The sequence below is a fragment of the Rossellomorea sp. DA94 genome, assembly GCF_029834455.1.
GTDB lineage: Bacteria > Bacillota > Bacilli > Bacillales > Bacillaceae_B > Rossellomorea > Rossellomorea vietnamensis.
Genome location: NZ_CP122397.1, coordinates 2,173,881 through 2,198,489 on the forward strand (window position 1 = coordinate 2,173,881; position 24,609 = coordinate 2,198,489).

Genomic DNA, 24,609 nt, shown 5'->3' on the forward strand with positions numbered 1-24,609 from the left:
ATAATTGGTTATAGTAATAGATTAACGATTGGGGGGGAGAATCCCTGCTTATTAAGTGAAAAACTCATAGGTCCGTCCCTCTAAAAAAATCGATGCCTGATTTTCGGCTGCATCGGATTTGGATGAATGTATAATAGGATTATGAAATGGATGTAGGGGGGAACTTAAGGGTGATTTCGTTTAAATTGCAAACAGAGTATTATAAGGCACTGGTAGACAAGAGACCAGATTATGAAGGTGTATTTTTCGTCGGGGTGAAAACAACCGGAGTGTTTTGCCGACCTTCTTGTCCAGCCAGAAAACCGAAATTTGAGAACTGTGAATTCTTTGAGACAGCAGAACAAGCATTGCTTTCATCTTATCGTCCTTGTAAAAGATGTAAGCCATTATCTCACCCGAATAGTGTATCGGAAGTGGTGAAAATGTTAGTGGAGGCTGTTGAGGAAAATCCGGAAAAGCGTTGGAAGGATAAAGATTTTCAACAATTATCGGTTGATGCATCCACTGCCCGGCGCCAATTTAAGAAAAGATTTGGTATGACATTTGTTGAATATGCGAGAGCCCGCAGGATGGGGCTGGCCATGAAAGAAATCAGATCTGGTGTCAAGGTCATTGACGCTCAACATGTAACCGGTTATGAATCAGCAAGCGGATTTAGAGACGCTTTTTCAAAAATAATGGGTTCAGCCCCGGCTTGCTCCGAACGCAATACTGTGTTGAAAACAGCGTGGATCGATACCAAACTTGGGCCGATGATCGGGATTTCTGATGAAAAGGAACTTCATTTATTAGAGTTTGTTGACAGACGGGGACTGGAACGGGAAGTGGAAAGGTTGAGGCATAAAACAAAGTCAGCCATCATCCCGGGCTCATCAGAACCACTTCGTTCCATTGAAAAGGAACTGGATGCTTACTTTAACGGGAACTTGTCAGCGTTTACCACTCCTGTGCATATGAGTGGATCTTCATTCCAAAGAAATGTATGGAGGGAGCTGAAAAGAATTCCAATCGGAGAAACAAGATCTTATACCGAGGTCGCCCAAAATATAGATCACCCTGCCGCCGTTCGTGCAGTGGCAAGGGCAAATGGATGTAATCAACTTGCCATCATTATACCTTGTCACAGAGTGATTAGGGCAAATGGTGATCTTGCGGGATATGCGGGAGGTCTTAACCGGAAAAAATGGTTGATTGAGCATGAAAGGAAGGTGGCAGATAAGAAGGGGCAGTTATTGATATGAAGCAATTATTCTCTCATATGTACAAAATTCAATGCTTCCATGAGTAATTAGGTGTTGCAGATTCTCTTAAGAGCTACTAGACTATGAAATAGAGTTCTTACAGAATTGGGAGCAATGTACATATGGGTGTGTTGAGAAAAGCAGTCATTTTAGGGTTGGCATCAACCATACAAGGTTTGGCTATGGCCGTGTTTTTGTTTCCCCACTTCATCCCTTCCGGTGGTGCAGCAAGTGTGAGTGTACTATTAAACTATTTACTGCATGTCCCGTTTGCGGTTACCTTGTGGGTAATGAACGCGTTTTTACTGGGGGCAGCTGTGAAGTGGCTCGGGAAGGAAAATGCCTTCTGGACCATGTATTGTGTAACAGTCACATCAGTGGTGGTGGATGCGGCAGATCCATTGATGACGGGTACTGTTTCATTTGTATTTGTGGATCTTCTCATTGGAAGCATCCTTTTTGGAATCGGCGTCGGAGTCCTATTCAGGATGGGTGCATCCTCCGGGGGCATGGACATTTTAGCCTTAATCATTTCCAAGCTGAAAGGATACTCACCCGGGAAGACGTTATTCGCCATTAATGGCAGTGTATTACTCTTAACAGGGATCGTAGTGGATCTGAAAATCATTCTATTCGCCATAGCGTGTCAATTCATCGCGACAAGAATCTTGGATATCATCAACAAGATTGATATCAGGCGGAGCCTTCCACATATCGAAAATGTGTAAATGAAAGGTCCGTCCCTCTGTGAGGGACGGACCTTTCATTTAGGATATTTCTTTGATGATCGAATTGACGGTATGTGTAGGAGAATTTTCAAAGAAAGAGATGTATTGAAACAGTTTGTTTTTCGGCAGGAGGTTTTTCCGTATTTCTTTGGCTGATTTCCCCTCCTGATGAGCTTTCGTGACAGATTCCTGGAGGCGGATAAGGTAATCCCGTTTCTTCACCAGCAGCTTTCTACCGTGCTTCAGGTAGCCTTGATGAGAACAATACACCTCTTCAAAGGAATACGTCAGGACATTGTTTATGGAACGAATCAGTTCTGGTACCGATTCGAACGAGAAATTAGATGTGGGAGAATGAAATAAATATAAATCTCCGGAGAAGCAAACCCCTTTTTCCTCATCGATCAGGACAATATGATCTTCAGCATGCCCGGGAGTATGGACGATTTGAAACGAGTGGTGCTCGGTCTCAAATGTAGTCTCTTGAAGAGCCTTCGGATGAAACGAAGGGCGGTTATGCCAAAACATGGCCCGGTAGAAAGGCAACTTGGTACTATGATTGCACTTATCGATTCCCAGGGGATGAATCCATTGTGGAAGGGAATAAAATCGTTCAATCCAAGCACTATTGCCGGTATGATCTTCATGGTGATGGGTGTGGATGACCCGCTTGATTGGAAGCTCTTTGAAAATGGTACGAACTTCGTTTTTCATACTATAAGGCCCCGTATCTACAAGAACGTCATCGACCTGAAAAATATAAACGGGCATTTTTTGACCAAAGGTTTGAACATTTAATTTGAAAGATTGTATCAACGCAGTTACTCCTTACCAATTAGTGTTATAGTACAATATTCGAATAAAATGTGAAAATCCCTGCTTGTATCTACATCTTTTCCAGGGACGGACCTCAAATATCAGCTATTACTCGCATGCTGAAAATGGTAAACTAGAGAAAAAGTAGTGGTTTGATATAGGGGGCAACGTTTTGCAGAAATGTTATGTATGTAGTAATCAATTTAAGTGGAAAGAGATAGTGTTTTCAATTTGGGGTTCCTATAAACCGATTGAGTGCAGCCATTGTGGAAAGAGGCATACAATCAATTTTGTTTCAAAGTTCATTGTTTCCCTCCTTATTATCGTACCGGCTGTAGTATTCGGTTTATTAATCGCACCTGCCCAAGGGCTTTCAAAGCCGTTGACATTCGGCCTTATCGTTCTCATGGCGTTTGTTATTTCGCTTTTTCTTCCGTTATTTGTTAAATATGAATATAAGCAAAGATAAATAGAGAGAGCTGCCTATCATGGCAGCTCTCTTCTATAATCATTGGCTATTTCTTCTTCATTTCTTTTAACACTTCCTCTAACCGATCAGGATAGTTCGTAAACATTCCCGTCACTCCCCACTCAATCAACCTTTTCATATCTTCTTTTTCAAGGACAGTGTAAGGATGGATAAGAAGATCATGTTCCCGTACTTTTTCTACATATTGTTCATCGATTTTTTTATAACTCATTCCAAGACCAACGGCGTATTCTTCATAATGGTCAAGCTCCTCGTCCGTGATGGTTGCATCCTTTTTGTAATCAATTAACTGGACAAGAGGGATGTTTGCATTCATGCCATGAACTTTTTGAAGGCTTGCTTCACTAAAAGATTGGATGATCACTCTGCTGGATGGGCCGTTCTGTCTAGTCAGATTATAGTCTTCCAATATCTTAAGTAATTTTTCCTCCATGCCGGGATATACTTCAGGTGACTTTGTTTCAATATAATAATGCTTGTCTTTTCCGAAATGTTGTATGATTTCTTCAAGAGTCTGTACTTTAAGGCCGTTATATTCTGACTTAGCCTTATTCGGATACATCCTATTGAACCATGAACCCGCATCCAATTCTTTGATTTGGTCCAATGTATAATCCTTAACAAGTCCGGTCCCATTCGTTGTTCGATCAAGTGTTTCGTCATGCATGGCAATCAACTTGCCATCTTTCGTCATTTGGAGATCAAGTTCTATGTAGTCCCCGCCCATTTCGTCACCCAATTGATAGGATGGCAGCGTGTGTTCAGGGGCGTAACCTGATCCCCCTCTGTGTGCTATGTTCAGAAATTTGTTGTCATTCATCGGTGGGTGGCCTGATTGTGCAGAGACAGTCTGAACCGTACCGGCCCCGATTCCTATCATTGCTGCTGATAAACAAATATTTCTAACCAGTGTATTCATTTTATCTTCTCCCTTCTGATATAAGCTCATCTAAAGGATATAAAATGAATGTGAATGGAAATGGAGAAGAATGAAAAGGGTATGTGAAGATTGTATAAATGGAATATGACAGCTGAGGCGAAAGACGTATGTCCAAAGATGCCAGAATAATTTACAACATAAGGAAAACACTATAACAAAAAGAAAAGGAGCCGTCAGATGGAGCAACAGGATATCAGATTGACTACATCAGAAATCTCCGCTTTATGGACGACGTACATTAAATCCTCGGCACTGAATTGTTTTTATACTCACTTTCTTACGTACCTGAGAGATGAGAGTATTATTTCCCTCATTGAAGACAGCTTGAAAACCAATGTTGAAACAATGAGGGAAATCGAGAAGCTATGTGTTTCAGAGGGATTCCCCATTCCCTCAGGTTTCACCGAGAAGGATGTGGATACGTCTGCGCCGCCTCTATACACGGATATATTTGTACTCAGCTTTGTTTATCGGGGAGGACAGGTTACAAGCAGCCACTTTACGACCATCGTAAGCTCTGTTGCCCGTTCCGATGTGTATGACTTTTTCGAAAAGTGCTTGACGAAAGCTCTCTCCCTGTATAAACGATCACTTCAACTGATGTTGGAAAAGGGGATCTATGATCGTCCCCCAAAGATAAATTATCCCAAGTCCATTGAATATATTGACCATCAGCCGTCTTTATTGGAAACCTGGCTTGGGGAAACAAGGCCTCTTAATGCATTGGAACTAAGCGAACTATTCTTTGTGATTGAGCGGAATTGTATTGGCATCATATTATTGAAGGGGTTCATCCAAACGTCCAGAGACAAGGAAGTAAAAGAATATCTTAAAAAGGGGAAGAAACTGAGTGAGAAGCAAATTACAGCATTCAATAACGTACTGGTAAAAGATGATGCATTTCCCACTTATCCGGTCTCTATGGAAGTGACAGATTCGACTATAGCGCCGTTTTCGGAAAAACTGATGTTGTTTTTCATTTCATCTTCTAATTCAGTCGGCCTTTCTACATTATGTCATGCCATCACAATGTCGACGAGAAAGGACTTAGCCGTTCACTACATGCTATTTGTGACTGAAATCATGAAATATGGGGCGGCGGGTCTCAAGCTTTTAGTTGAACGCGGATGGATGGAGCAGCCTCCACAACAGGAAGACCGAAAAGACTTGAGTAAATAAGGGTCACCGGTAACCCTTCACTCATCACAAAATGTTCAGAAATTCTTTTTTTTCTGTATGACAAAGGACGTTTGGATAGGATAGAATATAAGATACATTAAGGTAAGGCTTCAAAAGCGTTGAGAGTATCATGTGATTCGATTGGGAAATACGGTTTTCCTATTAAAGAGGATTTAAGAAGAGGAAGACGGTGCTTGATCGATTACCTGATTCATTCCAGGTTTTTGGTAGGTTGTGCTGTTTATAAGGAGAAATGGATGCTAGAATACAACGTACATCAGGGAGTCGGCAAAGAGTATGTGGTTTTCCTTCATGGAATCGGAGGGACCTCAAGTATCTTCTGCAAACAAATGGGAACCTTTAAAAAACATTATAACGTCGTGACGGTTCACTTGCCTGGTCATGGGAATTCACCAGGAGTTGATACTTATAATGAGCCGTTCACAATCAATTTAATTGTTCGTGAGATCGTAAAAGTACTGGATGAAATTGGGGTTGGACAAGCTCATTTTATCGGGATATCTCTTGGTTCAGTGGTTATTCATGAATTGATGCAACAAGTTCCAGATAGGGTGCAAACGGCTGTTCTTGGAGGCTGCATCACTCGTTTTAATTTATTATCTAACACATTGCTGCAGGCGGGACATGCGATTAAAGGCATGATTCCATTCATGTGGTTATATAAATTATTCGCATACGTCATGATGCCCAAAAGAAATCATAGAATTTCAAGAAAGTTATTTATTCGAGAAGCAAAGAAAATGAAACGGAAAGATTTTCTTGGGTGGTACCAGCTTACCCCATATGTGAAATCGACCTATGCATCTGTACAGGAAAGAGCCTCACATATCCCCAAACTGTACATTACAGGAAAAGAAGATCATTTGTTTGTCCGTTCACTTGATGAAGATACAAAAGGAGACCCTTCAGCCATGAAGGTATTCCTTGACGGTTGCGGACATGTCTGCAATGTTGAAAGGCCGACTGAATTTAATCGGTTGGCGCTTGATTTTATTCATACTAAACAGGTCCTTCTGCAGAAGGTTCAATAATTTGCATCTCCCATTTCATAATCGAAATGGGAGATTTTTTGTGCATTTCTTTGGAATAGAATGAGTTGATGGAATATACATACCGAATGCTGTGTAATAGAGTTGAAAGGTCCGTCCCTTAAGAATGGCGTATAAAAGGCGTTAAATCAGGAAAGTAAGGGGTAAAATCAAGGTCCCTCCCTTTAAAGGAAATGGAGGCGTGTTGGGAGAATATAGTATAGATGGGTGTAGGTTGGGGGGGATTTGAGGTTTTGATTCGTGAGGTTTTGAATTTCAGGTATGAGGAGTATCCGTTTGAGTTGTTTTCAGGTTCTCATTTGGCAGCGATCATTTTTACTGTAGGATGCATGGCGGGCTTATTTATCTTTAGAAATCGTCTAGAGGGCATGGCGAAGAGTTGGTTGAAATGGTGGCTGGTTATTTTGCTCGTATTAAGCGAAGTGTCTTTCCAGTTTTGGTATGGTTTGAATGATCAGTGGGATGTAACGATAAATTTACCTTTTCAATTATGCTCTTTATCTTTATATCTTTGTACCATCATGCTTATCAGCAACAATTATAGAATATTTGAAATTAGTTTTTTTTCCAGTATGTCAGGGGCATTTATTGCCATTATCACCCCTGAATTATTTTTTGGATTTCCCCATTTTCGGTATTTTCAATTCTTTCTCGCCCATTTGTCTATTGTTCTCTCATGTTTGTATATGGTTTGGATAGAAGGGTACAGATTGACATTCGGGTCCCTGATGAGGGCGTTTGCAGCATTGAATGGAATCGCAGTCATAGCGTATGCAGTAAACAAAGTGGTTGGAGCTAATTACATGTTTCTCATGCATAAACCGTATAACGCAAGCCCGATCGATTATTTAGGGGAGTATCCCTGGTATCTCCTTTCACTCGAAGGGGTGAGTCTTTTATTATTTTTACTTCTTTATGCTCCTTTTTATCTTTTTAAAAAGAATCGGAAGAGTGAAAGGTAAATAGATGAAACTTTCCTTTGTCTTCATTCGTCTATTAACATATAAAGCAGGGAGCAGGTTTGATGAGTCAACTAATTATCTTAAGTGTGATCGTTTTGGTTTCTTACGGTTTGGGAAGCATCACAGGCGCTTATTATGTAGTGAAATGGTTTACTGGTAAGGATATTCGTAAGATCGGAAGCGGCAACGTAGGTGCAACGAATGCAGGCAGAGTGGCAGGGAAGAAAGGGTTTTTACTGACTCTCCTTATAGACGCAGGTAAAGTCTTAGTGGCACTTTCCTTCACGTCGATACTGACGGATGGGGAGGGCTATTTAATCATAAGCTCGTTATCGATCATGATTGGACACCTGTTTCCCCTTCAACTCGGATTTCACGGAGGAAAGGGGGTTGTAGCCTATTTGGCTTCAGCATTATTTCTCTGTCCGTTAAGTATTGGTGTTTTCGCTATGATGATGGGCGGATCATACCTCATCATTAGGAGATACACATTCTCTGGTTTTCTTTCAATGGGTACCATCCCGCTGACTGCCTTTGTGATTGAAGGTTCATTCACAAAATCTATTGGCCTCGGGGCTTTATTTATAATTGTCCTATTGTTCCATAACCGATCATTTCATCATTCAGTCGAAACATAGGAGGTACGAGAATGAATAATGATACTCTACAATATAAAATTGCATGCGAAGCGGATGAATTTCAACAAATATACGCATTAAATTATCAAACGTTCGTGGAAGAAATCCCTCAGCACGAAGAAAATGATACTTGTATGCTGGTGGATAAATTTCACGATGAGAATACATATGTGATTGCAAAAGCTGATGAGGAAGTAGTCGGGATGATTGCCGTAAGGTCGAAACGGCCCTTTTCGTTGGATCAAAAGCTGGGCAATTTGGATGAGTATCTATCTGATCAGGCAGTCCCTTGTGAAGTCAGGCTCCTTTCAGTTAAGGAAGAGTATAGAAGTACAAGGGTCTTTTATCAATTATGTGACCGCCTTGTGTCCTATTGTTTGGAGCAGGGATTCACTATGGCACTGATTTCCGGCACGGTGCGTCAGCTTAAACTTTATAAGCGGATCGGCTTTCTTCCGTTTGCTGAACTTGTGGGAGAAGAGGAAGCAAGGTTTCAACCTATGTATCTGACACGTGACAGCTTCGAGAATTCAACAAAAGCATTTCAGCGCTTGATGATCCGTAAAACCGGTGCACTAAGAACCCGGTCTTTCCTGCCAGGTCCAGTACCGCGGCATTCAAAAGTGGAGGCTGCATTCAAGAGGGACGCAACTTCTCATAGATGCAGCTCCTTTCTTCATGAAATGGAAGTAGTAAGAAAGGGTTTACGTGATATGACGGAGGCGAATCATGTACAGGTGGCAGTGGGAACGGGAACGTTAGCGAATGATATGGTGGCAGCTCAGTTGAAAAGGATTCCGGGAAAAGGTTTGATTCTTTCAAATGGAGAATTTGGCAGCAGATTGATGGATCATGGTAAACGATTCGATTTATCCTATCACACACTCGAAAAGGAGTGGAATGAACACATAACGATGGAAGAAATCGAAACCGTCCTTCAATGTGACCCCGACATAAAATGGCTTTGGACGGTTCATTGCGAGACATCAACAGGTTATTTATATAATATAGAAGAAATTCTTTCACTCTGTCAAAAATACAATGTAGAACTTTGTATCGATGCATGCAGTTCAGTCGGAACGATTCCAGTAGATTTTAATAACGTGTTTCTCGCCACCTCGGTCAGCGGAAAAGGACTTGGGTCTTATCCAGGACTCGCCCTGATTTTTCACCGTGAAAGAATCGAACCAAATGATTCAATTCCCAGATATCTGGATGTGGGCATGTATGTTTTTAATGGAAGTGTTCCTTATACGCATTCTTCAAATCTACTGGTCGCTTTAAAAGAAGCCCTCCAGTTGATTGACTATCCTGGCGTGTTTAACACTTCTCAAGCTGTAAGGCGATTGTTGATCGATGGAGGCTTTCAAATCCTCGGGGGTGAAGATTATACCCCCGGTGTGATTACCATTGCACTAAATAGGGAACAGTGTAGTAGACAATTCGGCGATGCCTGCAAAAGGAGGGGTATCTTATTAAGCTATGAAAGTGAATATTTGATCAAAAGGAATTGGGTGCAGGTGGCACTCATGGGTGAACACAATGAACGAGAGGTTTTGAATGCCATGACAATGCTCATCAGAGAATATAACAGTATGATCGGAACAAAGGTAGTGAAATGAGTAAGATGAAAGTTTTCTTTTCGCGTTTTAAGACAAATAAACTGGTTGGGTTTGCCCTGCTTTCCTTATGGATCAAAACCGTTCTGGTCTCCCTGATAGGGTTCAATCTTCACGTAGAGACATTTCTGGACGTATTGCTCATATTATTGAATCCGGTTGGTTCCATAATGATATTGATTGGATTCAGCTTTTTTTTCTTTAAAAGGATCAAGACAATCCTTGTTGTCCTTTTTATGGGGATTGCGACCGGTCTCCTTTATGGCGATCTTCTTTACTTTCGATTTTATTCTGATTTCGTAACGGTCCCCATTCTTTTTCAATTTAAGAATGTTGGGGGCATCGGACCAAGCACGTTTGAATTGATGAGTCCGTGGGATTCCCTCTTATTGGTCGATATCATCATTGCAGGATGGATGATGAAGAAAGGCAGGGCAGCTTCTGACACATTGTCCCGTAGATGGAAGTTGACCTATATCGTAATGAGTCTCTCCCTATTGGTGCTCTCCATCGGAATGGGATTACTGAAATCCCCCTATTTATTTGCCGAGTCCTATGATAGGGAACAAATGGTTAAATCCGTTGGCCCTTATAATTATCATATGTTTGACATCGGAATTGCCGCAACGAACCCATTCTCCCATCTGCTTGCGAGCAAATCCGACACCAAGGCATCCATGGAGTATACTCAATCAACAAAGCAAGACCCTTCTGACTTATTCGGGGTGGCTGAGGGGAAAAACCTGATCTTAGTCAGCATGGAATCCACCCAGAACTTCGTTATCAATACAAAAGTGAATGGAGAAGAAATTACCCCATTTTTGAATTCCCTGATAAAGGACAGTTTTTACTTCAGTAATATATACGATCAGACGGCACAAGGGAAAACGTCGGATGCCGAGTTCATGATCGATACCGGGCTGTACCCATTATCAAGCGGATCAGCTTTTGTGAGAAAACCGGATAATACCTACGCTAGCCTTCCACATATGCTGAAAAGGAAGAAAGATTACTATGCAGCCGTTTTTCATGGGAATGATCGGACATTTTGGAACCGGGAAATGATGTATGATTCCCTGGGGTACGATCGATATTTTTCAAAGCGGGATTATTCGGTAACGGAAGACAATTCGATCAATTATGGGATAAAAGACATTCCTTTTTTTGAGCAGACCATTTCCCATCTCGAGAAGATTCCACAGCCCTTTTATACGCGTCTCATTACACTGACGAACCATTTCCCTTTTTTATTGGAAGAAGATGATCAATTCATCGATACAGCTTCTACGAGTGAAGATGTTGTAAACCGCTATGTCACAACGGTCCGCTATGAGGATGAAGCGATCAAAACATTATTTGAAAAACTTAAGGCTAATGGGATGTATAAGAATACGGTCGTGGTCCTTTATGGGGATCATTATGGGATTTCCGAGAAATACGAACCGGGTGTATTTGAGCTATTGGGGCAGAAGGATACCCCCGTCAACCATGCCAAGCTCCAGCAGGTTCCCCTGATCATCCATGTTCCGGGAGAAGACCCAAGGACGATCGACACCATTGGAGGGGAGATCGATATCCGGGCAACAGTCCTTCATTTGATGGGCATAGACACAAAGAATGCTCTCTCATTTGGTCATAGCATATTCACACGAAATGAAAGTCATCCCGTTATTTTCCGGGATGGGGATTTCATTACAGAAAAGTACATTTTCCAGGATAATGTCTGCTACAATAAAAAGAGTGAAGAGTCTGTCAGTGACACCTTGTGCGATCCATTTAAGCAAACGGTCAGAAAAGAGTTGAGGTTATCAGATGACATTTTGTATGGGGACTTATTGAGATTTCTGGAATAGAAGCAATGTAAACCCCCGGCTAAAGTGGTGCCGGGGGTTTTTTGATATGAAAATCAGTATATAATGACAATAATTTTATTATGTAAACAAAATATGTGATTCTTTATCTTCCATCGTCAGTATGAAGGGGATAAAATCTACCATTGAAACCAATCACATCGATATGTATGATATGCAAGGGATCGTCGAGGCTCTTATACTGTCTGCTTATACGTAAAGTGAACAGTCCGGGGGAATAGGTGCCTCTTATATCATCGAATTTAATCCTCTCTGTTATATCTCCATTAACACTTTTCATTTCGATGATTGAACAATCTTCGTTGCAATCGATCATATACTCATCCTGGAGCCATCTTTCAAAATCTTTTTCCGATGGTCTGTTGAGAATCGTAACCATACTAAGTGCAATGATTACAGCCATGACAAAAAGAAACGTCCATCTTTTGTTCATTGTTCGATTCCTTCTTTCAAATAAGTGTTGGAAAATACTGATAAAATCAGTTTATCACAGTTTGCGGGAGAAGGGTGAAAAACACCATAAGAAAAGAGCTTGGGGCCCAAGCTCTTTTCAAAGTTTCATATTTAAGGAAGAAGGGGCAGTTTGATTCTTACCACAGTCCCCTTTTTCACTTCACTTTCATATTCAATCATTCCGCCCATTTCACGGATAAGTTTATTTGTCACCATACTACCCAATCCTGTTCCTTTGGTTTTCGTTGTATAAAAGGGTAAGCCGATTTTCTTTAACTCATCCGGGGTCATCCCCTTTCCGTTATCCGAGATTCTGATATAAATAGAGCGGGAGAAGGGGTCTTCTTTTAGTGTGATTGAAATTTCACCTTGATTCTCAATGGATTCGATACCATTTTTAATAACGTTCATGATAGCTTGCTTCAAATGGTCCTCATCACCTTTAATATGATGGGAGCCATTTCTGTGATATACGATGGAAGTGTTGGAGTAAGCTGCAAAAGGTCTTAACAGATCCACACAATCCCCGATGACATCTTCAATGTTAAGCTTTGACAGTTGAAATCCGCTTGGTTTTGCTACGCTCAGGTAGTCCGTGATAATTTTGTTCGTTCGATCCAATTCATTAAGGATGAGGGGGGAGTACCTTTTTAACCTTTTATCCTGTGAATCCTCGCTTAGATGTTGTATGAAACCTCTTACTGTTGCAAGGGGATTACGGATTTCATGAGCGATCGAAGCCGCCATCTGTCCAACCATATTCAGTTTATCAAGATATACCATTTCTTCAATCTGTTTATTCGTTCGAATCAAGTGCTCGATAATGAACACTAATGATAGAAAGGTGAAATAAAAAACAGAAAAATAAATGATATAAAAAGGCAAATGAAGAATTGGAATATAGACGTTAATAATCGTAATGTAGAAAATGGAGTGGATCAGAAAAATAAGTGTGCTTCCTAAAAATTTGTACTGTGTCTTCAATAACATCTTACGAAAGATCATTCCCATCAAGAGAGCCAATACTGAAACGGCGATACCCACTCCGACGTACGGACCTCCGATTAAATAACGGACGATGATGACACACCCGAGCACGATGGAACCTGATAATAATCCTGCATAGATGGTTGAAATCAGGATTGCAATCATTCGTAAATCAAAATGGGTGGCCCCAAGCGTTTCGATGGGATACAACATGCACAAAAGTGCTCCAAATGATCCAACTAAACCATACGTGATTTTATGTTTGAAGATAGAATCCTGTTTTTCTTTAAATGGAAATAGAACATTTGCATTATAAGTAAAAGAAAATAATATCGTAATATTGACCAATAAAGTTTTGATTAATGTAATCAAAGAAAAGCCCCCAAAACTAATTGACTAAAGGAACACCAAAGGCTCCCTGTCTGATAACACACGAACATACAAATATTAAAAATACTTTATTTCTCCATATTAGTCAAATTTCAGGGACGGACCTTTAAATCGCTTGAATTTTTAAGCAATCATGATGATAAAATGTAGGGTTGAAGCATGTTATAAGCAAGTTTGAGGTCCTAAATGTGACTTATTCCGAGGTCCGTCCCTCTCTATAAGCAGGTATTTTAGTAGGGAGAATCGAATATATAGGTTATAGAGGCTTATTTTTCGGGCAGTGGATGAATGGGTATGATACATAGGTGGGTGTTGCCAAGTGCATAGGGTAGTTCGGCCGTTCTGTTAGAGTATCCCCATGAGGAGGAGTGAAGATGATGGAAGGACAGGTCTTGCATCAACGGCAGCAGGTGAAGGTCATGCATAAGAAAATCCCTTTAAAAGAAGTGGTGAAGAGAGCGTTCCTGATTACTATAGGAGCTGTGATCATGGCTGTCGGTCTTGAGATTTTTCTTGTTCCCAACCAGGTCATCGATGGAGGGATTGTCGGCGTTTCCATTATGCTTTCCCACATAACGGGCATTAAGCTGGGACTTTTTATCTTTATTCTGAACATCCCCTTTTTCTTCATCGGTTACAAACAAATCGGTAAAACCTTCGCATTTTCTACGCTTTATGGCATTATCATTCTTTCGATTTCTACAACCTTCCTACATCCGGTTGCAGCATTTACACAAGATATTCTGTTGGCATCCTTATTTGGGGGCATCGTTCTCGGCATAGGGGTCGGGATGGTCATCCGATACGGGGGTTCCCTGGACGGAACTGAAATCCTCGCCATTCTATCAAGTAAAAGGCTTCCCTTTTCTGTTGGGGAAATCATCATGTTTGTGAATCTATTCATTTTAGCGAGTGCAGGCTTTGTCTTCAGCTGGGATAGGGCCATGTATTCTCTACTCGCTTATTATGTTGCATTTAAGCTTATAGATATCACGATAAAAGGACTGGATGAATCTAAATCCGTCTGGATCATCAGTGAGAATTACGAAGAGATTGGAGACGCACTCCTTCATCGGTTAGGCAGAGGTGTAACTTATTTAAAAGGGGAAGGTGCCTTTTCAGGAGATGACAAAAAGGTCATTTTCTGTGTCATCACTCGACTTGAGGAGGCAAAGTTGAAGGACATCGTGGCTGAGCATGATCCCGCCGCGTTTCTGGCGATAGCGGATATCGCAGAGGTAAGGGGTGGGAGGTTTAAGAAAAAAGACATTCATTGACCTAAAGTGATATGAAAGCTCCATGTAAGTTGCACAGAACAGGAAATACTCCCGGTTCTGTGCTTTTTTATATTTTTTCTGTACCTAGTTATGTAAATATCTTATTGTCGTCTACATGTCCTTGTAGTACTATTATCTAGATTGCGAGGAAGAAAGTACTCGTTTTAAATAGATTCAGAACATTCAATGAGTAACCTTCCATCAAGTCAGTAAAAAATATCATCTTCAGTAGAGGAGAACATATGCATGGAACTTGTAATACTGATTAAAGCCTTTATTCTCGGTATGGTAGAAGGTTTGACGGAGTTTGCTCCAGTATCCTCTACAGGCCATATGATCGTAGTGGACGATCTCTGGATTAAATCCAAAGAAGTGTTGGGGAAGTATCCTGCCAATACGTTTAAAGTAGTGATTCAACTTGGATCCATTCTTGCGGTAGTCATTGTGTTTCGGGACAGATTCAAGGATTTACTGGGGCTGAATCCCCGTAAAGAAAAAAGTTCATCAAAACTAAAACTATCACATATATTGGTCGGGTTGCTCCCGGCAGTCATCCTCGGCTTACTATTTGAAGACTACATCGATGAACATCTTTTTTCGCTAAATACGGTCCTTGCAGGGTTAGCCATAGGCGCTTTCCTTATGATCGCTGCCGATGTGTTCCGGCCAAAGGTACAGGCGGTGGAGACCGTTGATGAGATCACCCACAAGAAGGCGTTATTGATCGGCCTGATACAATGTCTGTCGTTATGGCCGGGTTTTTCAAGGTCTGGTTCTACCATATCAGGCGGTGTATTGCTTGGATTAAGCTACCGTGCAGCTTCTGATTTTACTTTTATTATGGCTGTACCGATCATGCTGGGTGCAAGCGCTCTTTCCCTGATGAAAAACTGGATGTATGTTAATGCTGAATTCATGCCTTTCTTACTTGTTGGATTCATCAGCGCGTTCCTGTTTGCTTATTTATCAATCCGCTTTTTCTTAAAAGTGATCAATAAAGTCAAGTTAATCCCATTTGCCATTTACCGTCTGGTTCTTGTGGCCATTATTTTACTGATTTTTGTATAATGAAACCTTGACAGGTAGAAAATACTCCCATATAATTTCAATAACACTTTTATCAGAATGAGAATATACTATACGAAAGCAAAGAAGAGGACATGATTCATTCACTATTTTCTTGATCAGAGAACAGGGTCACCGGCTGAGAGCCCTGAAGAGGATTGAATGTCTTACCACCTCGGAGCTATCATGGGGAAAGTCAGTATCCATGATCGGGAAAACCGTTATCTTACTTAAGCGAAGCGTTTTATTTACACTTCGAAATTAGGGTGGAACCACGACCGCACTCGTCCCTTGGTTAGGGATGAGTGCGGTTTTTTTAATTGAATGAAGCTGTGCGCTATGAAGAGGACACGAATCATTTCCACTTTCTTACCAGAGAACAGGGTCACCTGGCTGCAAGCCCTGAAGAAAGGAAAATGACTTACCACCTTGGAGCTATTATGGGGAAATGACAGTATCCATAATCGGGAAAACCGTTATCAACTTTGAGCGAAGGACCAATTGAATTTTGGACTTCGGAATTAGGGTGGTACCACGACCGCATTCGTCCCTTGGTTAGGGATGGGTGCGGTTTTTTATATACAAAATTTCAAGGAGGAAAAGACATGTCTATTCAATCAGAGGTGGAAAAAAGAAATCACAGGAAATTGGGTCAAGAGCTGGAATTATTCATCTCCATGGAAGAAGCACCAGGGATGCCGTTTTATTTACCAAAGGGGATGCTCTTGCGGAATGAGCTGGAGGAATTTTGGAAAAAGGAGCACCTGAAGGCAGGCTATCAGGAAATCAGGACACCCATCATGATGAAACAGGAATTATGGGAGAAGTCGGGACACTGGGATCATTATCATGAAAACATGTATTTCTCAGAGGTGGATGATCAGAAATATGCCATTAAGCCAATGAGCTGTCCTGGAGCTGTCCTGATTTATAAAAGTAAGCGGCGAAGCTATCGGGAATTACCTATTCGTTACGGAGAGCTTGGGTTGGTTCATCGTCATGAGCTTTCAGGATCGTTAAGCGGATTACTGAGAGTCCGTTCTTTCACTCAAGATGATGCCCATCTGTTTGTAAGGGAAGATCAGATTCGTGCAGAGCTCCATAAAGTACTCGATCTCATTGATCGTTTTTATGGAAAATTCGGTTTCGAATACAAAGTCGAACTATCAACTCGACCGGAAGATTTTATGGGGTCAGTTGACCTATGGAATCAAGCGGAAGGGGACCTGGAAGGAGTATTAGAAGAAAGGGGCGTCGATTATCACATCAATCATGGTGATGGGGCCTTCTACGGACCGAAGATCGACTTTCACATTCTGGATTGTCTGGGTAGAAGCTGGCAGTGCGGAACAGTTCAACTTGATTTTCAAATGCCTGAAAAATTCCATTGTGAATATATCGGTGAAGATAACGGGGTAGAGAGACCGATCATGATCCATCGGGCCATTTATGGATCGATCGAACGGTTCATGGCCATTATCATTGAGCATTTCGGAGGAGATTTCCCCCTCTGGTTGGCTCCCCATCAAGTGAAGATCCTTCCTATAGCTGAAGCTCATGTCCCGTATGCCCAAGAAGTGAAGTCAAAGCTTGAAAGAGAAGGATTCAGAGTGGAACTGGACGATCGCGTTCAGAAAATGGGGCTGAAAATCAGGGAAGCCGAGATGCAGAAAGTTCCTTATATGATGGTGGTAGGGGATAAAGAAATCCAGCAACAATCGGTGTCACTCAGAAAAAGGAAGGAGGGTAACGTGGGAGTACTTCAAGTGAGTGATGTAATTCAAAAGTTGAAAGCGGAAATGGGGCAGTGAATGAATTCCTATTCGTGTTTTAAAAAGGAAACAGTCGAGTAATAACAGAAAATAAAGGGGGGTTGACGGTGGAAGTTAGAATCCTGAATCGATTCGAACCGGATAGGCTGGATGAAATGAAAGATGTTTACCATTCGGTAGGCTGGAAAAAGCATACAAACGAGGTGATATACAAAATATTTCACAGAAGTGATATCGTATCTTTGGCCATTTTAGAAGGGCGTATTGTGGGAGTGGGAAGAGCCTTGACGGATGGTGTCTTCAATGCAACGATCTATGATATGGTCGTCCACCGTGATTATCAACGCAAGGGGATTGCATCTCATATTATGAAGGACTTATTAGAACAACTGGCGGATGTGTCTTGTGTCTTATTGATCTCGACTACGGGCAATGAAGCTTTTTATAGAAAGCACGGCATGAAAAGTTTGAAGACGGGAATGGCAAGGTATCTCAACCCATCCCTTGCTGAGGAGTATTTAACATAATCATGGAAAAGAGCCAGCCACTATGTGACCGGCTCTTTCACTGCATATCTTCAAATCGTATGCGTCTTCTCCTTGGGATCTTCGAGGTTCATTTTTTCTAATTCAAGCCTCATTTTTTGGGTTTCTATGACAAAATTTTCATGTTTGAGTTTTTCAAGTTCGAGTTCATCTTCTATCATTTTTTGTTTCAGCTTGGATTGTTTTTGGAAATGGTCTGTAATGATACCAAGAATGGGGATGGAAAAAATCATGATTACAGCTATTGTTCCAGTCATTTCAATCCTCCTCTTTCTCATTTTATGCTCGACTTGTGATAGTTAAATTATAACAAAGTGCGAGATGAAATAGAATAAAATGTGGTAATCATAAGTAAGAATTCATTATAAAAATATATACGAATGAATCCGTGAAAGAGTTTCAAAAAATTGAAAGTAATAGAGTGGAATTGACCCGGAAATCTGCAAAAAGAGAGAAGGTTATACGTTCCACTTTCTTTGAACAAATGTCAGCAATGTCCCCCGGTATTTTTTAACGGCAGAATTCATGATGGCATAGGTCAGGATCCCGCATAAGGGGATGTTGATCATCATACCTGTAAAGAATGCTTTTCCTATTTGCAATCCGACCCCTACTGCATCACCCGAGGAATCAAGCGGAAAGAAGAGATGTCCTACCACAAGGTTCAAGTAAAAGAAGAAAGGGAAAGCCCAGATTAAAGAGACCCCGCCAACTAAACCGGCGAACGGGTTTCCTTTGAATATCTTTGCACTGGCTGTAGAAATGACAGGACCGATACCGAAGGAAGGCACGAAATTAATCAATAAGCCAACCGTGAATCCCAAAGCGATGCTATGCGCATTATCTTTAAGCCTCAATAGTTTTAAAGTCAGGCACTTTAATTCTCTTAGTTTTTTTCTAATCATTTGATCATCACCATATAATATTAGAATGCGATTCATATAATTGTGTTATTATCATCCTTGTTTATAGTATGTCTAATTTTGAAGTTTGTAAATTGAAAATGAGGTTTTTTATAGGAATTATTGAAGTTTTTTTATGACACAGCTTTATGAAGATGAATAAAATGGTATTCTAATACTAATAGAATATTTGGCAGAGCGAGGACTAAAAATGAAACTAACGAAAAAAATCCCCAACATGGTGACCTTGGGGAATTTATATTGCGGATTCTTATCCATTGGATTTGCAGCAAATGGTCAATTTAAAAATGCAGCAGTTTTAATCATTATAGGCATGATGCTCGACAGTATGGACGGTAGGCTTGCGAGGATGCTAAATGCAGACAGTGTTCTTGGTAAGGAATTGGATTCATTGGCGGACATCGTGACCTTCGGAGTTGCACCATCATTCCTTGTGTATTATACATACTTTTTTCAATTCGGACTATTAGGGTTCATAGTGGCTGGTTTATTCCCTTTATTCGGTGCGTACCGTCTTGCACGATTCAACACAAGTCCGCCGAAATCATCTCTTCACTATTTTGTGGGAGTCCCTATAACGGCTGCGGGTGGAATCCTAGCCATTCTAACATTGTTCGGTAACTGGATTCCGAATATCGTAACAACGGTCATTTTTACAGCGATGTGCTTTCTGATGGTGAGCAGGATCAGGATACCGAGTCTGAAAGAAGTTCCATTACCTAAGTATGGGACGATTGTGACAATCTTTATAGGGGCATTATTGTATGTCATCTTCAAGGGGACATATGAAGAATTTCCTTATTTAATTTACATTGCAACGCCTTTATATATTGCTTATCTGGCGTACCGGTTTATAAGAAGATGAGTTTCCCCTTACATTCGAAAAACAGAAGATAGGAATAAATTGAAATGAGCCAGGCGATCTGCCTGGCTCATTTCTGTATTTTACTACATAATTTTTATTACAAGCCCACCTAGTGCCCCTGCCATTACCACCATCCAAGGCGGCAGCTTCCAGAACACCAACATACTGAAGAGAATAGACGCTAAAGCAAAATCGACAGGAGCAAGGATCGAGGATGTCCAGATGGGGTGATAGAATGCCGCTATCAGAATCCCGACTACTGCTGCATTCACCCCCATCAATCCGCCTTTTATCTTTGGGTTCTGGCGAAGGGAATCCCAGAACGGCAAGGCCCCTGTAATCAACAGGAATGCAGGAAGGAAAATGGCAACCGTCGCAAGCATCCCACCTTTCCATCCGTTAATAACAGCCCCAATATAAGCGGCAAAGGTGAAAAGGGGACCCGGAACTGCCTGGGCTGCTCCATACCCTGCTAGGAACTGTTCTTCAGTCAGCCACCCTGTCGGGACAAATTCACGTTCCAACAACGGTAATACAACATGCCCTCCACCAAAGACCAGAGCCCCGGATCTATAGAAACTATCAAAGAGTGCCACCCATTCCAATGTGGTTGCTTCCCGGAAAATCGGAAGGAGAATTAATAATCCAAAGAATATCGATAAGCAAATCACCGCTAATCTGCGGGAAATCGGGATCTTCACTCTTATTTCCTGATCTGAAGCATGATGTTTATAAAATAGGAAGCCGATCAGGGCAGACAAAAGGATGACTGCCACCTGGGAGATGGCGGTCTGCCACATCAAGATGACAACCAGAGCGAATAGGGCAATGGCTTTTCTTTTTAAGTCCGGCGTCAACTTTTGTGCCATTCCTAAGATCGCATGACCGACTACTGCAACTGCAACGATTTTCAATCCGTGTATCCATCCGGCATCAGTTACACCCACCCCCTGAAGGAAGAGGGCAAAGAGTACTAATGCAACGACCGAAGGAAGAGTGAATCCAAGAAAAGAAACCATACCTCCAAGCACCCCGGCGCGCATAATGCCTATACCCATCCCAACCTGACTGCTTGCCGGTCCAGGCAGGAACTGACAAAGGGCAACGAGATCGGCATAGCTTTTTTCGTCCATCCATTTCCTTTTGCGAACATATTCTTCATGGAAATAACCAAGATGGGCAACCGGTCCTCCAAATGAGGTGAAGCCAAGTCTGGTTGAAATAATAAGAATTTCCAATAGTGTTTTAAGATTCAATGCTGATTTCATGATTATTCACCTTCTTATCAATCTTTGATTTCTTTAAAAAGCTCGAACGCTTTGTTACGGGCCTCAATCAGAACTGCACTTCCTTTGTCAGTTGTGGAATAATATTTCCTGATTTTCCCGTCCACGTTTTTATCTTCTTTTATTAACAGGCCGTCGGTTTCCATCGAATGCAGGATTGGATACAAAGTACCCGAGCTGATGCTATAACCATGCTCTCTCAGTTCCTCCAGCATCCATGTCCCATAAATGGGCTCCTCTTTGGCATGATGAAGAATGTGTATTTGAATGAAACCGAGGAATAGTTTCCGTAATACTTTATCTTCCACTGTAATCACCTCCGTTTAATATCGATAACCGATATCGATAATCGAAATCAATTGCTCATACTATAGCATAGGTTTTTCGATAATAATAGAATGAACAAACACATTTAAACAAGCTTAATATGAGTGGAATGGTTGCCTATCAAATAGTGAAATTATCCATCTGAGTCATTCTTACTAATCTTCCACCACCTTTTAGATCTTTCTTCACATATTACTTAAACCGGGCATATCTTCTGATTCGTGTCGATATACTTTACAGGTTTAGTTCAGCGGTAAAGGAGAGAGGATATGATCAAAAAGATTAGTATGTCGATTTTGGCACTGTTTTTACTCCTGCCATCCTGGAGTCAGGCGGGATCTTTCGGAAATGATGATCCTTCTGGAGTTCCGGGGCAGTGGTATGTAGGTACGACCCCTTCGTATGTGGCTCCATCTAAGCAACCGATCCTTTTTGTTCATGGTTTAAACAGCTCTTCCAATACATGGTGGAACGAAAACAATATGTACGACACGGCCTACCAAAATGGATATGAAACCGCTTTTATCGATTTGTATCCTACAAAGAATATGTGGGACAACGGCGCGCTCCTGGCGCAAAAAATACGAGAAATTTATAATTACTACGGAGAGAAGGTGGTGGTTGTCGCCCACAGTAAAGGAGGAATCGATACTCAATCGGCTCTCGTTCACTATGGTGCCTTTCCTTATGTGTCAAGAGTGATCACCCTTTCTACACCTCATCACGGCTCCCAATTGGCGGACTTAGCTTATAGCAGTTGGGCGGGTTGGCTTGCTGGTATCCTTGGCAATAAGAATGATGCCACCTACTCATTGCAAACAGGGTATATGGCTTATTTCCGCTCCGAAACCGATCAGCATGTTAATGTCAATAAAAATCCGATCTATACGTTCGGAGGGACAAAGTGGGGGAGCTTTGGAAGTTCCTTGTATTGGGGGGGATTATATCTGAGACCTTATGGAAGCAATGACGGGGCGGTTACGGTCAATAGTTCAAGACTGTCTTATGCCACAGAATTGAGGGTAGGGGACTGGAATCATTTCAATATCAAGGAGGGGTCGTCTACATTCAATCTATTTAAGGATTACTTAAATGAAACCACCATAAATTCAACGGGTTCAAAGACTCTAAGTAAGGAGTCCTTCAACACTGAGGCAGGTTCGTTTATCAAAGGAGGGGAAACCAGTGGAAAGAAAGTAGAAAAAGTCATGGTTGAAGCTGGTGCAGAGTCGGTCACCTTTGACTGGATCAGTGATAGCTCTTCCTCTCAATTGGCTTTGAAAGATCCCTCAGGGGAAATGTCTTCTTCTTTCCAAGTGAAAAAAGACGACAGTGAATATTTCAATGGGGCTTATCATCACACCATTACGATTCAAAAACCCTCATCTGGTGAGTGGATCTTGGAATCACACCCTTCATCACCTGAAAAATACCTTATGGTCGTTTCCTTTGACAGTGTATTGAATGATAGCGTAGAAGTGAATATAGTCCAGGATGAAATCATTTTGAATAAAAAGGACAAAAAGGTTGATCTGATTCACGATATGACACTGGAATACTATAAAAATGGAAAGTTGAAAGAGCATAATGTGAAAGGCAAAAATGGCTCGTTAAAACTGCCGAAGCTCGGAGAAGGGGTTTATAATATAACCATTGATTTAGATGGGGAAAAGCACAAAAATAAGTTTAATCGAACGATCGTCAAGACGATTTATGTCGATTCAACAGGTAAGGTGTTTGCGCAGTAAAAAGGGAGAATAGGAGTTTAGAGAAGCTGATGATAGTGGGCTTCTCTTTTTTTGTGGAATACAGGCAAAGAGATACTGAACCATTCGTCTCGCTTCAATAGTTTGACAAAAGTAAACATTTTTTGAAAATGATAGGACTGATTATCTATACGACATTCCGGAACTCGGTCCCATTGTTTCATTTTAATAATTGGAAAAGGGTTTCGATCTTTTAACCTCTAATTAGTATGAGGGAGACGAAATATATGAGGAGGAATACATAATGAAGAAGAAACTAATGATTGGTGCTCTTTCAAGTGTGTTGGTGGCGTCAGGAATATCCTACACTGCCCCGGGAGTATCGGTTCTTGCGGATGGCCCAGATTATAAAGGAAACGAGACGATTAAAAACGAGCGTCTTCATAGTTACGAGGAAATGGCGAACATGCTGCAACATTTGGATCAGAAATCAGATGCTCTATCACTGGAAGTGTTCGGACAGTCTGTCAAAGGCAGAGATCTTTATCTGGCAAAATTCGGGAACAATGAGGATAATCCAACAGTCCTTTATTTAACTCAGCAGCACGGAAATGAAACATTGACGACTGAAGGAGCTCTTCAGTTTATCAAACAGCTGACATCGAACTCAAAAGAAGTGAAGGAATTGTTAGAAAACGTGAACATACTGGTTGTTCCCCGCTTAAATGTAGATGGGGCAGAAGGAGACGTGGATTTTTCGTTGGATGATTATGTGGCGGGCACTCACACACGATACAATGCGAATGGGGTGGATTTGAATCGTGATCATGTCGATCGAAATCAGCCTGAAACGAGGGCTCTTCATGAAAACGTCCTCCAAGAATATATGCCCGATTACATGATTGACCTTCATCATCAAGGTGCAGAAACCACTCTCGGAGATACAGACGAGCTTGTCTCCGGTTCCATTTTATACCCGACTAATGAAGAAGTAGATCCCGAAGTCGTAGAAAAATCAAAGCAGCTTGGTGCAGTCTTATATAACACGGTTGAAAGCCGCGGATTCGGGACCCTCTCTAAATACATTGGCGATTCCGCTCAAACGATTAGCCGAAATGGACTTGCGGCTGAATACGGGATTGCGACCCTCCTTTTTGAGATGAGGGGGATGGCTGATCACTATAGAGAGGATTATGTCCTCGGGCAGAAGAGCAATGGATATCTTATAAAGCAGGCGGTCATTAGTTTAGAGGCGACGGCAAAGGCGATTGCTGATGGCTCCATTGAAGAGGTGGATACGTCTTTCTGGGATACGCTCCCTGAAAGCTCATATAATCGAAGTGAAAGTGAATAAGGAATGTTTATCGGGTGCACTTCTTTAGAGAAGATGCACCTTTTTAATGGATTGGACATGAATTATCTGACTACTTCATTCCCTTTCTCTTTTTTTACATTCCGA

Annotated in this window: 24 protein-coding genes; 16 read left to right on the forward strand and 8 right to left on the reverse strand. The window is 41.4% G+C overall.

The annotated features are described in order from the left end of the window. Positions 1-170 precede the first annotated feature (170 nt). Positions 171-1,241, forward strand: a complete 1,071-nt coding sequence (locus P8596_RS11235; protein ID WP_224520145.1) for a bifunctional transcriptional activator/DNA repair enzyme AdaA — start codon at positions 171-173, stop codon at positions 1,239-1,241. 122 nt (positions 1,242-1,363) lie between these two features. Beyond that, a complete protein-coding gene (locus P8596_RS11240; RefSeq protein ID WP_279726869.1) occupies positions 1,364-1,969 on the forward strand; it encodes a YitT family protein in 606 nt (201 codons plus the stop codon). Positions 1,970-2,008: 39 nt separating this feature from the next. Here the strand turns inward: P8596_RS11240 and P8596_RS11245 are convergent, their stop codons facing one another. Then, the gene (locus P8596_RS11245) at positions 2,009-2,785 is read right to left on the reverse strand and encodes an MBL fold metallo-hydrolase (RefSeq protein ID WP_279726871.1); all 777 of its coding nucleotides are present in this window, start codon (positions 2,783-2,785) and stop codon (positions 2,009-2,011) included. Positions 2,786-2,957: 172 nt separating this feature from the next. On the opposite strand from P8596_RS11245, the gene P8596_RS11250 reads away from it, so the two are divergent. Then, positions 2,958-3,254: a TIGR04104 family putative zinc finger protein gene (locus P8596_RS11250; protein ID WP_279726872.1), complete on the forward strand. Its 297-nt coding sequence runs from the start codon at positions 2,958-2,960 to the stop codon at positions 3,252-3,254. Positions 3,255-3,300: 46 nt separating this feature from the next. Here the strand turns inward: P8596_RS11250 and P8596_RS11255 are convergent, their stop codons facing one another. After that, on the reverse strand, positions 3,301-4,194 hold the full coding sequence (locus P8596_RS11255) for a glycerophosphodiester phosphodiesterase (protein ID WP_279726874.1): 894 nt from the start codon (positions 4,192-4,194) through the stop codon (positions 3,301-3,303). A gap of 198 nt (positions 4,195-4,392) precedes the next feature. On the opposite strand from P8596_RS11255, the gene P8596_RS11260 reads away from it, so the two are divergent. The 6 genes from P8596_RS11260 (at position 4,393) to P8596_RS11285 (ending at position 11,536) form a co-directional block, all read left to right on the forward strand. After that, positions 4,393-5,394, forward strand: coding sequence for a DUF3231 family protein (locus P8596_RS11260; protein ID WP_254651423.1), 1,002 nt, complete (start codon positions 4,393-4,395; stop codon positions 5,392-5,394). Positions 5,395-5,651: 257 nt separating this feature from the next. Beyond that, positions 5,652-6,446, forward strand: coding sequence for an alpha/beta fold hydrolase (locus P8596_RS11265; RefSeq protein ID WP_224520139.1), 795 nt, complete (start codon positions 5,652-5,654; stop codon positions 6,444-6,446). 221 nt (positions 6,447-6,667) lie between these two features. Beyond that, entirely contained in the window at positions 6,668-7,426 is a 759-nt protein-coding gene (locus P8596_RS11270; RefSeq protein WP_279726875.1) for a YwaF family protein, read from the forward strand. Between the two features lie 62 nt (positions 7,427-7,488). Beyond that, entirely contained in the window at positions 7,489-8,064 is a 576-nt protein-coding gene (locus P8596_RS11275; RefSeq protein WP_224520137.1) for a glycerol-3-phosphate acyltransferase, read from the forward strand. 11 nt (positions 8,065-8,075) lie between these two features. Further along, complete coding sequence (locus P8596_RS11280) at positions 8,076-9,686, forward strand: aminotransferase class V-fold PLP-dependent enzyme (protein ID WP_279726876.1); 1,611 nt, start codon at positions 8,076-8,078, stop codon at positions 9,684-9,686. Further along, complete coding sequence (locus tag P8596_RS11285) at positions 9,683-11,536, forward strand: LTA synthase family protein (protein ID WP_279726877.1); 1,854 nt, start codon at positions 9,683-9,685, stop codon at positions 11,534-11,536. Before P8596_RS11280 ends, P8596_RS11285 begins: the two co-directional genes overlap by 4 nt. A 103-nt stretch (positions 11,537-11,639) precedes the next feature. Here P8596_RS11285 and P8596_RS11290 read toward each other — a convergent pair whose 3' ends face one another. Beyond that, positions 11,640-11,987 (reverse strand): hypothetical protein, encoded by a 348-nt coding sequence (locus P8596_RS11290; protein ID WP_224520134.1) that lies wholly within the window; start codon positions 11,985-11,987, stop codon positions 11,640-11,642. A gap of 131 nt (positions 11,988-12,118) precedes the next feature. Beyond that, positions 12,119-13,366 carry an ATP-binding protein gene (locus P8596_RS11295; RefSeq protein WP_224520133.1) on the reverse strand — a complete coding sequence of 416 codons (1,248 nt, stop codon included), beginning with the start codon at positions 13,364-13,366 and terminating at the stop codon, positions 12,119-12,121. A 437-nt stretch (positions 13,367-13,803) separates the two neighbouring features. Here P8596_RS11295 and P8596_RS11300 point away from each other — a divergent pair, with 437 nt between their 5' ends. The 4 genes from P8596_RS11300 (at position 13,804) to P8596_RS11315 (ending at position 18,025) form a co-directional block, all read left to right on the forward strand. Then, the gene (locus P8596_RS11300) at positions 13,804-14,661 is read left to right on the forward strand and encodes a YitT family protein (protein WP_371928759.1); all 858 of its coding nucleotides are present in this window, start codon (positions 13,804-13,806) and stop codon (positions 14,659-14,661) included. 246 nt (positions 14,662-14,907) lie between these two features. Next, the gene (locus tag P8596_RS11305) at positions 14,908-15,729 is read left to right on the forward strand and encodes an undecaprenyl-diphosphate phosphatase (RefSeq protein WP_224520132.1); all 822 of its coding nucleotides are present in this window, start codon (positions 14,908-14,910) and stop codon (positions 15,727-15,729) included. A 602-nt stretch (positions 15,730-16,331) separates the two neighbouring features. Beyond that, a complete protein-coding gene (thrS, locus tag P8596_RS11310; RefSeq protein WP_224520131.1) occupies positions 16,332-17,537 on the forward strand; it encodes a threonine--tRNA ligase in 1,206 nt (401 codons plus the stop codon). A 68-nt stretch (positions 17,538-17,605) separates the two neighbouring features. After that, the gene (locus P8596_RS11315) at positions 17,606-18,025 is read left to right on the forward strand and encodes a GNAT family N-acetyltransferase (RefSeq protein ID WP_397545322.1); all 420 of its coding nucleotides are present in this window, start codon (positions 17,606-17,608) and stop codon (positions 18,023-18,025) included. A gap of 50 nt (positions 18,026-18,075) precedes the next feature. On the opposite strand, the gene P8596_RS11320 is transcribed toward P8596_RS11315, so the two are convergent. Both P8596_RS11320 and P8596_RS11325 read right to left on the reverse strand, forming a co-directional pair. Further along, positions 18,076-18,300 carry a hypothetical protein gene (locus P8596_RS11320; RefSeq protein ID WP_034759793.1) on the reverse strand — a complete coding sequence of 75 codons (225 nt, stop codon included), beginning with the start codon at positions 18,298-18,300 and terminating at the stop codon, positions 18,076-18,078. Between the two features lie 201 nt (positions 18,301-18,501). Further along, entirely contained in the window at positions 18,502-18,948 is a 447-nt protein-coding gene (locus P8596_RS11325) for a DUF2062 domain-containing protein (protein WP_224520130.1), read from the reverse strand. 208 nt (positions 18,949-19,156) lie between these two features. On the opposite strand from P8596_RS11325, the gene pssA reads away from it, so the two are divergent. Beyond that, positions 19,157-19,831 carry a CDP-diacylglycerol--serine O-phosphatidyltransferase gene (gene pssA, locus P8596_RS11330; RefSeq protein ID WP_034759788.1) on the forward strand — a complete coding sequence of 225 codons (675 nt, stop codon included), beginning with the start codon at positions 19,157-19,159 and terminating at the stop codon, positions 19,829-19,831. A gap of 83 nt (positions 19,832-19,914) precedes the next feature. On the opposite strand, the gene P8596_RS11335 is transcribed toward pssA, so the two are convergent. Continuing rightward, positions 19,915-21,099, reverse strand: a complete 1,185-nt coding sequence (locus P8596_RS11335) for a chromate transporter (protein WP_224520129.1) — start codon at positions 21,097-21,099, stop codon at positions 19,915-19,917. 17 nt (positions 21,100-21,116) lie between these two features. Further along, a complete protein-coding gene (locus tag P8596_RS11340; RefSeq protein WP_224520128.1) occupies positions 21,117-21,425 on the reverse strand; it encodes a PadR family transcriptional regulator in 309 nt (102 codons plus the stop codon). A gap of 288 nt (positions 21,426-21,713) precedes the next feature. Between P8596_RS11340 and P8596_RS11345 the strand changes: the two genes are divergently transcribed. Both P8596_RS11345 and P8596_RS11350 read left to right on the forward strand, forming a co-directional pair. After that, positions 21,714-23,192, forward strand: coding sequence for a lipase family alpha/beta hydrolase (locus P8596_RS11345; protein ID WP_224520127.1), 1,479 nt, complete (start codon positions 21,714-21,716; stop codon positions 23,190-23,192). 262 nt (positions 23,193-23,454) lie between these two features. Continuing rightward, positions 23,455-24,504 (forward strand): M14 family metallopeptidase, encoded by a 1,050-nt coding sequence (locus tag P8596_RS11350; RefSeq protein WP_279726878.1) that lies wholly within the window; start codon positions 23,455-23,457, stop codon positions 24,502-24,504. Positions 24,505-24,609 lie beyond the last annotated feature (105 nt).